This window comes from Bacillus sp. ISL-18, assembly GCF_018613415.1.
Taxonomy (GTDB): domain Bacteria; phylum Bacillota; class Bacilli; order Bacillales; family Cytobacillaceae; genus Neobacillus.
Map to the genome: position 1 here is coordinate 420,380 of NZ_JAGGQG010000010.1, position 11,961 is coordinate 432,340.

At 39.5% G+C, this 11,961-nt stretch carries 9 protein-coding genes and 2 pseudogenes; 3 read left to right on the forward strand and 8 right to left on the reverse strand.

What is annotated here, in order from left to right:
• The first annotated feature begins 31 nt into the window (after positions 1 to 31).
• On the forward strand, positions 32 to 976 hold the full coding sequence (locus J7E81_RS15165) for a DUF1385 domain-containing protein (RefSeq protein ID WP_215043444.1): 945 nt from the start codon (positions 32 to 34) through the stop codon (positions 974 to 976).
• 57 nt (positions 977 to 1,033) lie between these two features.
• Complete coding sequence (locus tag J7E81_RS15170) at positions 1,034 to 1,426, forward strand: SA1362 family protein (RefSeq protein WP_308162219.1); 393 nt, start codon at positions 1,034 to 1,036, stop codon at positions 1,424 to 1,426.
• 63 nt (positions 1,427 to 1,489) lie between these two features.
• Here the strand turns inward: J7E81_RS15170 and J7E81_RS15175 are convergent, their stop codons facing one another.
• From J7E81_RS15175 to J7E81_RS15200, 6 genes and pseudogenes are all read right to left on the reverse strand, one after another.
• On the reverse strand, positions 1,490 to 2,374 hold the full coding sequence (locus J7E81_RS15175) for a patatin-like phospholipase family protein (RefSeq protein WP_215043449.1): 885 nt from the start codon (positions 2,372 to 2,374) through the stop codon (positions 1,490 to 1,492).
• A gap of 80 nt (positions 2,375 to 2,454) precedes the next feature.
• On the reverse strand, positions 2,455 to 3,480 hold the full coding sequence (gene splB / locus J7E81_RS15180; protein ID WP_215043451.1) for a spore photoproduct lyase: 1,026 nt from the start codon (positions 3,478 to 3,480) through the stop codon (positions 2,455 to 2,457).
• 140 nt (positions 3,481 to 3,620) lie between these two features.
• Positions 3,621 to 4,223: pseudogene (locus J7E81_RS15185) on the reverse strand (hypothetical protein); the annotation flags it as partial.
• An 84-nt stretch (positions 4,224 to 4,307) separates the two neighbouring features.
• Positions 4,308 to 4,973 (reverse strand): HNH endonuclease, encoded by a 666-nt coding sequence (locus J7E81_RS31105; RefSeq protein ID WP_215043453.1) that lies wholly within the window; start codon positions 4,971 to 4,973, stop codon positions 4,308 to 4,310.
• 404 nt (positions 4,974 to 5,377) lie between these two features.
• A pseudogene (locus J7E81_RS15195) lies at positions 5,378 to 7,330 on the reverse strand (vitamin B12-dependent ribonucleotide reductase); the annotation flags it as partial.
• A 325-nt stretch (positions 7,331 to 7,655) separates the two neighbouring features.
• Positions 7,656 to 8,492: a lipoate--protein ligase family protein gene (locus tag J7E81_RS15200; RefSeq protein ID WP_215043455.1), complete on the reverse strand. Its 837-nt coding sequence runs from the start codon at positions 8,490 to 8,492 to the stop codon at positions 7,656 to 7,658.
• A 190-nt stretch (positions 8,493 to 8,682) separates the two neighbouring features.
• Between J7E81_RS15200 and J7E81_RS15205 the strand changes: the two genes are divergently transcribed.
• Positions 8,683 to 9,066: a rhodanese-like domain-containing protein gene (locus J7E81_RS15205; RefSeq protein WP_215043457.1), complete on the forward strand. Its 384-nt coding sequence runs from the start codon at positions 8,683 to 8,685 to the stop codon at positions 9,064 to 9,066.
• A 91-nt stretch (positions 9,067 to 9,157) separates the two neighbouring features.
• On the opposite strand, the gene gcvPB is transcribed toward J7E81_RS15205, so the two are convergent.
• A complete protein-coding gene (gcvPB, locus tag J7E81_RS15210; RefSeq protein WP_215043459.1) occupies positions 9,158 to 10,618 on the reverse strand; it encodes an aminomethyl-transferring glycine dehydrogenase subunit GcvPB in 1,461 nt (486 codons plus the stop codon).
• Positions 10,611 to 11,957: an aminomethyl-transferring glycine dehydrogenase subunit GcvPA gene (gene gcvPA, locus J7E81_RS15215; RefSeq protein ID WP_215043461.1), complete on the reverse strand. Its 1,347-nt coding sequence runs from the start codon at positions 11,955 to 11,957 to the stop codon at positions 10,611 to 10,613. The genes gcvPB and gcvPA overlap by 8 nt, the downstream gene beginning before the upstream one ends.
• Between the last annotated feature and the right edge of the window lie 4 nt (positions 11,958 to 11,961).

Genomic DNA, 11,961 nt, shown 5'->3' on the forward strand with positions numbered 1-11,961 from the left:
CAACTATGTTAATAGGTTGGTGTTAATAACCATGTCTAATTCTCAAAAACCGGTATATGGCGGTCAAGCAGTAGTTGAAGGTGTCATGTTTGGCGGGAAGCATCATTATGTTACCGCTGTCCGCAGGAAAGATCATTCTGTAGAATACTTTCATTTACCACGAAAGGCCAATCCTTCTTTATCTATTTTAAAAAGGATTCCGTTTCTGCGTGGTATCATTTCAATTATTGAAGCTAGTGCGAATGGCTCAAAACATTTGAACTTTTCAACTGAAAGATATGATGTCGATCCTCAAGATGATGATACGATTAAAGAAAAAGAAGTTTCAAAATTGACGATGTATTTAGGGGTAGCTGTTATAGGAGTCATTTCGTTTTTATTTGGGAAATTTGCTTTTACCTTAATTCCCGTTTTTTTAGCGGTCCTAACAAAACCTATTTTCCCATCAGATTTTGCTCAAGTTCTTGTGGAAGGCTTCTTTAAGCTCTTACTACTCCTATGCTATATATATTTTGTTTCACTAACCCCTCTTATCAAAAGAGTGTTTCAATATCATGGTGCTGAGCATAAAGTAATAAACACCTTTGAAGCAGGGGTAGAATTAACAGTTGAAAATGTGCAGGCACATTCTCGGCTGCATTATCGATGTGGCAGCAGTTTCATATTATTTACGGTAATTGTTGGCGTTTTTGTGTATTTACTTGTCCCAACAACACCACTTTGGCTGCGGGTTGTGGACCGTATTCTTTTAATACCAGTCGTGTTAGGAATTGCATTTGAGGTCTTACAGGTAACCAATAAATTAAGGGATATTCCCGTATTAAAGTACCTGGGTCTGCCTGGACTTTGGCTTCAATTGTTAACAACAAAAGAACCAAATCATGACCAAGTAGAGGTGGCTATTCTCTCTTTCCAAGAATTATTAAAGAGAGAGCAGGAAACAGAGTTTGACACAAAAAATGAAGAAATTGTCTAAATCTTTTTACCTATGTGTTTAAAAGAATAAAAAAATGCTTAAGATGCTCTTAGGGAGGTGGCTTTCTTGAAAAATCGGACATCAACGATTATTGTTGGGGTACTTATTATTCTTGCATTACTTGGACTTGTCAGTTCGTTTACAGCAAATCCTGCCGGTTTCATTCAGGGAATAGCTGTCGTAGCATTGATCGGTTTAGTCATTTATTTCCTTTTTCGAAGGTTTTCACATTCAAGCCCTCAGAAAAAAGAGCAGCGGGCATTTCTTAAGGCAGCTAAAAAATCTAAAAAACGATTACAGCAAAAGAGTGGGGATTCTACTGCCAGAACCTCCTCTCTAGGAACTTTAACATCATTAAAGAAAAGCACCAAGACAAAAAAGAAATCTCCTGCTCATTTGACCGTTATTGACGGCAAGAAGGGTAAAAAGAAAAATCGAGCGTCTTTTTAGACACTCGATTTTTTTGTTGAAAAAGCTGCAGCTCCAAGTGCAGAGTAAACAGTTCTCAAAGAATTAGTAAGTCCACTGATTTAAAAACTTCTTTGCATGATCCCTGCCGATATCAAATAACATCTGTTTCTTTTCATCTGTAAGATTAAATTCGGTTAAGGATACCCCTTCGGCTTTAATAAAGATAATATTATCCACATGTTTTTTAGAAATATACCTTTGATCATGAGCGTCTTTCATGGTTTCAAATAAGGCACTAAATAATTGAATGCCGTTTTTTATCTGATGTTTTTCATGTTCATATTCGCTTGGACTCAGCTTAATACCTAGAACTGGCCTGACTTTTTTAACATTTTCTGAATCGAACAGCCACATTGGGAAATTACTTAGTACTCCCCCATCTACTAACACGTTGACTCCATCTATGGACCGTAATTTTACTGGTTCAAAAAAATAGGGAATACTGCAGCTCATTCTAATAGCTTTGGCAATTGGAAAAGTTCCGGGGTTGATCCCGAACTTTTCTAAGTCATCGGGTAAAACCACCATTTGTCCATTCGACAGATCAGATGTTATTACTCTAAGTGTTTGGGGAGGCAGATCGGAAAATGTCCTCAACCCTTTTGCTTCAAGTTTCTTTTTTAGCCAATTTTCAAGCGCATTTCCTTTATATAGACCTAGTTTCCAATAAACGAGCAGCCATTTAGCAATTGAAAATGGGATGATCGTTTTACGCGAATCAAGCATTTTAGGCAAATCGAACTCATCCACCAATTGATAAATCTCCTTACTTGTATAGCCCGCAGCAATTAAAGCCGCAATAATGGAGCCTGCACTTGTTCCTGCCACTCGGACAAATTGAAACCCTCTGTTTTCAATTTCTTCATAGGCTCCTATGACAGCAAAGCCCTTAATTCCCCCTCCAGAAAAAACGCCGTCTATTTTCATGGGCAGCCACTCCTAAAGATGAACTTGTTACATCTTTAGTCAGCGTGTTTAGAATATAGTACGGCGGACAAGTAGAAAATTTAAGTAAAATATTGGACTACCGCATTAGGGAAGAATTCCTGAACATACTCTCGGATGGTCGTTTCAAGGTCTTTTGCCTCCTCGGTTGGGTAGACATATTTCCCAATACCATACCTTCCCCATTTATATTTTCTTTTTTCCTCGTTCATTTCAAGTTTTGTTTTTGGATAGCGCTTGGCAATAACGTTTTTAGCTGGTTTCGTAAATCGATGCTGTATTAGTTCAAAAGTGAGATCCGGAATGTCTACTCCTGTTAGCTCTTCACTTAACCGTTCAAATAGCTCACGATAACCTGCTTTCCAATCTTCATGCATGTAGATCGGTGCAACGATAAAACCTAATGGATACCCTGCATTCGCCACTTTCCTCGCAGCTTTTAATCGGTCTTCAAAGGAAGAGGTTCCGGGTTCAAAGTTCTTAATCACATAGCGAGAATTGACGCTAAACCTGAATCTTGTTTTTCCATTATGTTTTGCATCGAGAAGATGGTCGACATGATGAAATTTGGTCACAAACCGAAGCTGACCGTATTCGGATTGTCCAAAGAATTCGATCGCTTTTTTTAATGAATGGGTAAGATGGTCTAATCCCACAATGTCGGATGTACAGGCTGCTTCAAAGCGGGTAATTTCTGGTTTTCGTTCATCCATATACTTTTGGGCCTGTTCAAAAATCTCATCTAAATTAACATAGGTACGAATGTAGGGTTTACTCCCCAGGGTGGTCTGCAAGTAACAATAGTGACAATGCCCCATACATCCGGTTGCAAGCGGAATGGCGTACTCTGCAGATGGCTTTGATGTATCGAATTTTAGCGTTCTTCTTATTCCTACTACTAAAGTCGATTTGGCATTGCGGTATTGCTGCAGTTCGTTATCACCAGGTATTCCTCTGACTTGATTATGGGAAGTGGTTTCGCGTATCTCGAGACCTAATTTTGTGAACTTTTCTTTTAGCTCTTTGCCAAGGGGGTATTCTAAGGCTTTGGGTTCAATATAGACAAGCTGTGGCATAAAAGGGTCCATAACTGACTCCCTCTTTTCTGTTTGTTTTTTAGTAGTATGAGTTGATATGAGGGAAGATAATAAAGAATAATGGAGAGAAGTTTTTCCATCTATTTATCACGAAAAAGAGGATGGAAAATATCCCATCCTCTAAATAATTTTTATAAACCACATTTTAATTGAGCATTACAGTTGGTACATGTATTACAGCCGCCGATTTCTTTAACTTTTCCTTTACGGCAGACTGGGCAGGTATTTCCGACTTCAGATCCAATTGTTACATCTGTTGAACGAAGGTCACTAATTGTATCAACAAGAACGACATGTTGATGTGGTTTTTCCTCAAACATGGATAGTTGTTCATTTGTATTTTCCTCTGCTTTTAGAGTCAATACTTGTGAATCACGTGAACCGTCTACATATACGGTACCGCCTTTGGCACCGCCGCGATATAGGCGCTCGTATACTTTTTCTACTTGTTCTACGCTGTATCCTTTTGGTGCGTTAACGGTTTTACTAATGGAGCTGTCGATCCAGCGCTGAATGACACATTGAACGTCTGCATGGGCTTCTGGTGCAAGTTCCATGGCAGCAACGAACCAGTTTGGCAGGTTGTTAGCGTCTGCTTCAGGGTGCTGATCTAAATATTCTTGGACGATATCTGCTTTTACTTCAATAAATTTGCCAAGACGTCCGCTTCGGAAGTAAGAGAATGAGAAATAAGGCTCTAATCCGGTAGAGACGCCAACCATTGTTCCAGTACTCACGTTTGTTACTCTCTATAATTCATAGAGGGCGGGGTTATTAGTACCCACTCCATATGTCGCCATATGGGTCAGACTATATCATCAACCATTTTTTGAATGTCTTTTTCGATGACAAGGATATTCACAGAGACAAATAAGGTTTGACAATTTATTTGCACTTTCCCAGTCTCCATTAAAATTACGAAATGGAATAATATGATGAACTGATAGTTCTTTTCCATATTGTTCTTCAGATATTCCACAGTTTTGACAGGTAAATTGATCTCGTTCTCTGGCCAATCTTCTTTGACTTAGCCAATTCGGTCCATAATAGTCAATGTCTCTACCGTTCCATGTTCCACTTTTTTCACCAGAAAACATCTTACTATCACTGTAATATTTGCCCATGCACATTATTGAGCAGAAATTAAGCGTTCGTAAAGTAGAAGGTTTTTTCTCAAAATCTTTACCACAACTAGTACATGTGACGTGGACTTGATTTTTATATTGTATTTTCCCTCTTCTACCATTAGCTTTTCCCAGACAACCTCTGGAGCAATATTTAGCTGTTCTTTCTCGATTCTGAGGAACACTAAATTTTTGCCAGCAATTAGCACATATAATATCAACCTGTTTTCTTAAATGTTGATTAATTAAATGTCCATTTTGAATCTGGTAAGCTTGCTTACAGTTTTGGTTACAAAAGTTGGTATTAAATATCACTGACGGTTTACGAGTTATTGTATTTCCACAAAAACTACATCTCACCTCTCTCTTCTTAGATAATTCCTTTCAGAAGTCTGGAGGATGATTTTTGTGAAATACCGTTTGACAATTACGAGAACAAAATTTCTTCCTATCAAAATGACTAGGTTTACTCTAATATCCTTACCACAATTAAGACATTGTTTAATCACAGTAATTCTCCTTTGTCCTTTTTAATAATTATAAAGGAGAACAAATGTTCCTGCAACTAAAATGGTTGCTCAGCATGTAGTCGTTGAGGGGTCAGCCACGACTTCCCTGCGGATTGTCTGGTAGGCTTTCGCCAACACTCTTACCTTTTTACCTATTAATAGTTGGCAAGACAAGGTAGTAAGAGATTCGCCAGGGTTTCCCGCATATAGCTAAGTTTACGCAGCGCTCTTACGAACACTGGGGGCAATATTTTTACCCGTTGGAGCAACGGTTAGCAAATGTGAATTTCTAATTCCTTTTTCTAGTATTGATTCACGGATATCTTCAGGCATTTTTTTCATAAATCCTGTATTAATGAATGCCTGTCGTAAGCGATTCTGTTCCTCAGGTGTTTCGCCCGTTAAGAATGGGAAGCTTCCCTTTTCTGTTGCTAATTCAACAGATGTTCTATATGCAGTCGTTGCAATTGTTTCAAATACTTTATCAACTAGTTCATTACCTTCTGGTGAACCATATTCTGTTTCACAGTAGATTAGGAGATCATGTAATCCCATGACACCAAGGCCAACACGGCGCTCACCAAGAGCTTGTTTTTTGTTTTCTTCTAAGAAGTATGGAGTAGCGTTTATGACGTTGTCCTGCATTCGGACACCGATTGCTACAGTTTGTTTAAGCTTATCAAAATCAACAGTTTTGGTTTCTTTATCTGCCATTTCAGCAAGGTTTACTGCAGCAAGGTTACAGACAGAAAATGGTGCAAGTGGCTGCTCTCCACATGGATTTGTTGCAACGACTTGTTGCCCATATGCTTTTGCATTTGTCATGTCGTTTGCATTATCAATAAAGAATATACCTGGTTCAGCAGAGTAAGTAGCACAGATGTTAATTAAATTCCAAAGTTCTTTTGCCTTTATTTTCTTATAAACACGAACTTTATGGCCAAGTTTTTCCCACTCACGCACGTCACCGACTTTATGCCATTCTTCATTGTAGATTTTCATTTCTTCTTGATTATAGTGTTCAACATATGGGAATCGCAGTTCATATTCACCATCGTTTTCAACAGCTTCCATGAATTCCTTTGTTAAACATACTGAAATGTTTGCACCAGTTAGGAATTCTGAGTTATGAACGGTGTAATTTCCGCCAGTTAACAGCTTTTCCTCTGCATGTGCAATACTATTTTCATCAAAACCACCAAATCCAGGAATACTTTTGTAATTCACAATTCCTTGGTACATTGCCGTTTCTTGAGCTGTTAGAGGTGTAAATTTAAGTTTATCTTTTGCATGCTTTTTGATTGTTTCATCGTTTGTATTTTCAATTAAGAATCGTAGAATTCTAGGATTCTGCATTTTAGAAATAATAAATTCAATAATATCCGGATGCCAATCAGCCAGCATGATCATCTGAGCCCCCCGGCGCGAACCGCCTTGCTCAACTAGATGAGTCAATTTCGCAATATCATCAAGCCAAGAAACCGAACCAGAAGATTTACCATTTACGCCTCTAGCCAATGTATTACGCGGTCTTAATGTTGAACCATTCGTTCCAACACCGCCGCCGCGGCTCATGATTTCCATAACCTGTTTACGATGGTCGGAAATGCCTTCACGAGAATCTGCTACAAATGGCATGACATAACAGTTAAAATACGTAACATCCGTATTGGCCCCTGCACCATAAAGAACCCGGCCTGCAGGAATAAAGTTCAGGTTCACTAACTCTTGATAAAACTTCTCCGTCCACTCTAAGCGCTTCTCTTCCGTTGTTTCAACTGCAGCAAGACCAGTGGCATTCCTTTTCGCAATCTGCTCATAGAAGAGCTCCAATGGCTTCTCAATCACATCTAAAGAACGGATGATCTCACCTGTTGCAGCTTCCTCAGAATCAAGTACTCCTCTAAATTCTTCTTCAACCAAAACCTTTGCCTTTTTCTTTTCCCAATCAATCTCCAAAATCGTACCTAAGCCGCGAGCTGGGAATTTTGGATCCTCTTTAATTGTTAATACAACAAAGTCGCCAGTTGTTAGGGTAATTTTTGCTGTGTCTTTAAAGGTATAACGATCGAGCATAACCAATCTTGATACACCTTTATGAGTTATTTTCATATCTGGGGTAACCGGGTGCACTTGGGGGAATAAGCGGATATCCTCATTCAACCTTTCAAAATCAATATTCATTTTTTGTCTAAAAACTACAGACATGAGAACAACTCCTTTAAAAAAATCTCTATATTGTGCTAGATTCTAGTAGTAACGCTATATCTAGTTGTCTTAATAAATTTAAGTTAACACGTTATATCCTATAAATCAACATATAGTACCGAAAATATTTTCGACACCACTATATATTGTATACCCAGCAAATCAGATTCAATTTGTCAAACTCAAAAAAAACTAGAATGAGAAGAAAATAAAAGATTTCAGGTGAATTTCGTCAAATAACAGGAAGATTTAACAAATTTCGAGGCTTGCCTCTTTTTTTAAAAAGTATTAACAAAAGAAAAAGCGGCATGCGCCGCTCCTTAGCTCACCTTTTAAAATTCCATTCATCACTTTCATAACGCTCTTTTGCAATTTTTTCGACATAAGCAATTTCGTCTTCTGTTAATTGGTAGGGTTCCAATTCAATATTTAGCCCTTCAGCAAAGCCTTTATAAAAAGCCTCTTTCGCTTCTTCAAGTGTTATTTTGCGGGGACTAATGGCGTTAATGGCAACGGCCTTATCCTTAAAAGCTTTTTTCATCCGTTCTTTCACTCTGTCATTAGAGTATTTAAATAAACTAAATAACTTATCCTCATCCAAATCTAGAAGAATGGATCCATGCTGCAGAATAACGCCTTTTTGTCTTGTTTGTGCACTGCCTGCCACTTTTCTGCCTTCAACCACTAATTCATACCAGCTTGGGGCATCAAAACATACTGCCGAGCGCGGATTTTTTAATGCATCACGTTCTTCCGCTGTCTTCGGAACCGCAAAATAAGCCTCGAGTCCTAAATGATGGAATCCTTTTAAAATCCCTTCCGAAATTACACGATAAGCCTCCGTAACTGTTTTAGGCATCTCAGGATGATCTTCGGAAACAATGACACTATAAGTAAGCTCATGCTCATGGAGAACACCTCGGCCGCCAGTCGGTCTTCTAACAAACCCTAAATGATGCTCTTTGACAGCATCCATATCAATTTCTTTTTCTACTTTTTGAAAATAGCCAACAGACAAGGTTGGTGGATTCCAGCCATAGAAGCGTATGACCGGAGGAAACTTTCCTTCACTATGCCAATCAAGCAAAGCCTCATCTAAAGCCATATTATAGGATGGTGAACCATTACCGGAATCTATAAAACGCCAAGTTTCTTTTTTCATGTTAAAACCTCATTTAATAAAATAATTACAAATTTTAGTCTACCAAAATCTGATAGGAATTCAAAACGAGATGTTTCTGGTATAATTTTATTAGGCATCAAAAAAAGTTTTTCCTTTACATCTTTATCTTTAATGGAATGACTTATATAATAAATACTAGTGCAGTAAAGCTTGAAAGGAGCAAAAGAAGTTGAATTCACTCTATTCTTTATTAATTATTATTTTAGCCGTTATTATCTACTCCCTGTTTACCTATTTTTATCAAAAGAGGATTGTTAAAACGGCAACAGAAGAAGAATTCCGTGCAGGATATCGTAAGGCACAACTTATAGATGTTCGTGAACCGAACGAGTTTGAAGGCGGCCATATTTTAGGAGCACGCAATATTCCCATGTCACAACTTAAAATGCGCATGAAAGAAATTCGCCCAGATATGCCGGTATTTTTATATTGCCAAAGCGGTATGCGCAGTGCACGTGCAGCACAATTCTTACATCGCAGAGGTTACAAAGATTTAACTCAGCTTCAAGGCGGATTTAAAAAATGGACAGGTAAAGTAAAAGCCAAAAAATAATAAAACTAAGGGTTCCGGTATACTTTCCGGAACCTTATTTAATTTTTAAACGTAGCAAAGGTCAGATACCAGGATCTGACCTTATGTTTACTTAAGCCTTCTGGTATTTTAAAACTGGTTTACGTGCTGCTAGTGTTTCATCTAGCCGGCCGACAACCGTGGTATGCGGAGCCTCTTGTACAATCTCCGGATGTTCTTCGGCCTCTTTTGCAATTTGAATCATCGCCTCAATAAAAGCATCAAGTGTTTCTTTTGATTCTGTTTCTGTCGGCTCAATCATGATACATTCTTCCACGTTTAACGGGAAGTAAATGGTTGGTGGATGATAGCCAAAATCAAGCAGGCGTTTGGCAATATCGAGTGTCCGTACGCCTAATTTTTTCTGGCGTTTACCGCTTAGCACAAACTCATGCTTACAATGTCTATCAAAAGGCAAATCATAATATTCGGCAAGTCTTCTCATCATGTAGTTAGCGTTTAAGACTGCATACTCGGTGACCGCTTTTAAGCCATCCGGCCCCATCGAACGAATATACGTATAGGCTCGAACGTTTATCCCGAAGTTTCCGTAGAACGGCTTTACACGTCCAATTGCTTGCGGTCTGTCGTAGTCTAGTATATATTCATCTCTTCGCTTAGTAATAATTGGTTTTGGCAAAAACGGAATCAGGTCAGCTTTCACTCCAACTGGACCCGAACCAGGACCTCCGCCTCCGTGTGGACCTGTAAAGGTTTTATGAAGGTTTAAATGGACCACATCAAATCCCATATCGCCTGGTCTAGCCTTTGATAAAACCGCGTTTAGGTTTGCGCCGTCATAATACAGTTTTCCACCTGCTCCATGAACAATGTCAGCCATTTCAAGAATTTGTTCTTCAAATAAACCAAGCGTATTGGGATTGGTTAACATAAGAGCAGCCGTATCCTCACTGACAACACGTCTTAAATCTTCGAGATCAACAAGGCCTTGATTGGTAGATTTCACCGTAATGGTTTCAAATCCAGCAATCGTCGCCGAAGCAGGGTTTGTACCATGGGCAGAATCCGGAACGATTACTTTCGTCCGTTTTATATCACCATTTGATTCATGGTACGCCCGGATGAGCATTAATCCTGTCCATTCACCATGGGCACCTGCAGCAGATTGTAAGGTGACTTCGTCCATACCGGTTATTTCAATTAAGTGCTGCTGAAGATCGTATAGAAGTGCAAGCGCCCCTTGAACGGAACTCTCCTCCTGCAGAGGATGAATATGTGCAAAGCCGTTGTATCTGGCAACACTTTCATTGATTTTTGGATTATATTTCATTGTACAGGAGCCAAGTGGGTAAAAACCCGAATCCAGGCCATGATTCCTTTTTGAAAGAGCTGTATAGTGACGCATAATATCAAGCTCAGAGACCTCTGGAAGTTCCGGCTCTTCTTCACGCAAGTAACCCTCTGGAAGCAGGCTGCTCACCTCTAATTCCGGTATATCCATTTCCGGGAGGCTGTAACCGATTCGCCCAGGAGTACTACGTTCAAAAATGAGTGCTTGGTCTTGGTTATGCATGCAAATCCCCCAATTCTTTCACAAAAGTATCAATTTCATCCTTTGTTCGTTGTTCCGTTACCGCAATCAGCATATGGTTAGACAGTTCTGAATAGTCACGTCCTAAATCATAGCCCCCGATGATTCCTTTTTGTAACAATACTTGATTGATTTCTTTAACAGGTTTGCCTAATTTTACAACAAATTCGTTAAAGGAGAAGCCATCATAAGCCACTTCAAACCCTGCCTCTTTAAAGGCATTCTTGGCATAATGCGCTTTTTGCAGATTTGCTGCAGCCATTTCACGAACACCCTTTTTACCTAATGCAGTCATCGCAACAGATGCGGCAAGAGCATTAAGGGCTTGGTTTGAGCAAATATTTGAAGTCGCCTTTTCACGACGGATATGCTGTTCACGGGCTTGTAGTGTTAAGACAAACCCGCGTCGTCCTTGGTCATCCACCGTCTGTCCGACAAGACGGCCTGGGACCTTCCTCATTAATTTGCTGGTAACAGCAAAATAGCCGCAGTGCGGGCCTCCAAACGCTGCTGGGATACCAAATGGCTGGGCGTCGCCAATGACAATATCCGCCCCAAACTTGCCTGGTGGCGTTAATACACCTAATGAAAGTGGATTGCTATTTACAATGAACAACCCTTTATGGGCATGAATCATTTCCTCGATTTCTTTTAATGGCTCTAAGCGTCCAAAAAAGTTTGGATATTGGACAATCACCCCTGCCACGTCCTCGGTTACTAAATCCTTTAAGGAAGCAAGATCTGTTACTCCATCTTTAATAGGAGCTTCTATTACTTCAAGATACTGCCCTGTTGCATATGTTTTAAGGACCTCGCGATACTCTGGATGAACCGCGCTTGAAACGACAATTTTCTTCCGTTTCGTATGACCTGCACTAAGCATAGCAGCCTCGGCAAGGGCAGTGCCCCCATCATACATGGAGGAGTTGGCGACATCCATACCGGTTAGCTCACAAATCATCGTTTGAAATTCAAAAATAGCTTGAAGTTCACCTTGAGAGATTTCAGGCTGGTATGGTGTATAAGCTGTATAAAATTCAGAACGGGAAATGACATGGTCCACAATTACAGGCATATAGTGATCATAAACACCTGCACCTAAAAACGACACATTTCTTTTGAAGTCAGCATTTTGGTCTGCTAACTTAAACAGTTCCTTCAACAGTGCTGGCTCAGACTTTGCCTCTTTAATGTTATACTCACCCTTAAATCTAACTTTTTCAGGGATATCGCTAAACAGTTCATTTATTGAAGAAACGCCAATGGTTTCGAGCATAGCCTTCTTATCTTGTTCAGTCATGGGTAAATAGCGATGTTTCATAACC